Raw genomic sequence first — 1,283 nt, 5'->3', positions numbered from 1 at the left:
GACCCCGCTGGCCGGCGGGATCGAGGACCAGATCGCGGGCGTCGACGGCGTCGGGGACGTGGCCTGGTTGGCGTTCGGTTTCGGCCAGCTCGGGGGCGAGCCCCAGGCGCTCGCGGCCGCCGGCGGGCCGGTCGGGGAGCTGCTCGAGGCCACCGTCCTCGACGGCTCACTCGAGCCGGAGGCCGATTCCCTCGTGGTGTCCCGGGAGGTCGCGCGCGACAACGGCTGGTCGATGGGCACCCGGGTTCCGCTCGTCGGCCCGGACGGCAGTGAGTCCACCCTCCGGGTGACCGGTGTCTACGACGACGCCCAGATCCTCGGACCCTTCTACACCGGTATCGACGTCTACGAACGGCTGGTTCCGGAGAACCTCCGCTCGACCGCGATCGTGCTGGCCAAGGCCGCCGAGGGCACCTCACCCGACCAGGTGCTGGCCGCCGTCACCGAGGAGCTCTCCGACATCCCGATCGCCACCGTGCAGAGCAAGCAGCAGTACATCGACGTCCAGTCGGGCGGGATCGACCAGTTGCTGACGATCATCTACGCCCTGCTCGGCCTGGCTCTGGTGATCGCGGTGCTGGGGATCGTCAACACCCTGGCGTTGTCGGTGATCGAGCGGCGCACGGAGATCGGCATGCTGCGGGCCGTGGGCATGCAGCGGTCCCAGGTCCGGCGGGTGATCAACCTCGAGTCCACGCAGATCGCGGTGTTCGGGGCACTGGTCGGCGCGGCGGTCGGAGTCTATCTGGGCTGGGCGTTCGTCTCCGTGCTGGCGGACAGTGGGCTGAGCGAGACCACCATCCCGTGGGAGACCATCGGGATCGTCCTGGTGGCCTCGGCGTTCGTGGGGGTGTTGGCCTCGCTGTGGCCGGCGCACCGGGCCGCCAAGACCGACCCGCTGGAGGCGATCGCGGACTAGCCGCCGACCGAGAGCCACGCGGCCGCCGCCGCTCCGGCGATCATCGCGGGCCCGAATGCGATGCCGGTGTGACGGTCGGCTCTACGGCTGAGGAGTAGCACCAACGCCACCACGGCGTTGAGCGCGAACGCGGCCAGAGTCCCGACCAAGACGTAGTACCACCCGAGCCAGCCCAGGAAGAGGCCGAGCACGCCGGCGAGTTTGACGTCGCCCAGCCCGAGTCCCGAGGGGTTGATGAACGCCAGGGTGAAGTAGAAGGCCAGCAGGGCGAGCGCCGCGGCGGCGGCGCGCCCCAGGGCGCCCCAGTCCCCGGTCACCGCGGACGCCACGCCCAACGTCGCCAGGAGGACCGGGTACATGGGGA

Annotated in this window: 2 protein-coding genes; one reads left to right on the top strand and one right to left on the bottom strand. The window is 70.9% G+C overall.

Annotation, left to right across the window (positions count from 1 at the left end; translation table 11 throughout):
* Positions 1-919, top strand: a 919-nt coding sequence (locus tag G6017_RS11980; RefSeq protein WP_182617549.1) for an ABC transporter permease, incomplete at its 5' end; no start/stop codon positions are given.
* On the opposite strand, the gene G6017_RS11975 is transcribed toward G6017_RS11980, so the two are convergent.
* Positions 916-1,283 (bottom strand): prepilin peptidase (locus G6017_RS11975; RefSeq protein ID WP_182617547.1); only part of this gene is annotated, 368 nt, incomplete at its 5' end. The genes G6017_RS11980 and G6017_RS11975 overlap by 4 nt on opposite strands.

Source organism: Dietzia sp. B44, assembly GCF_014145245.1.
Classification (GTDB): domain Bacteria; phylum Actinomycetota; class Actinomycetes; order Mycobacteriales; family Mycobacteriaceae; genus Dietzia; species Dietzia natronolimnaea.
Note: the sequence above shows the minus strand (reverse complement) of the source record. Positions and strands in the feature narration are given on the sequence as shown.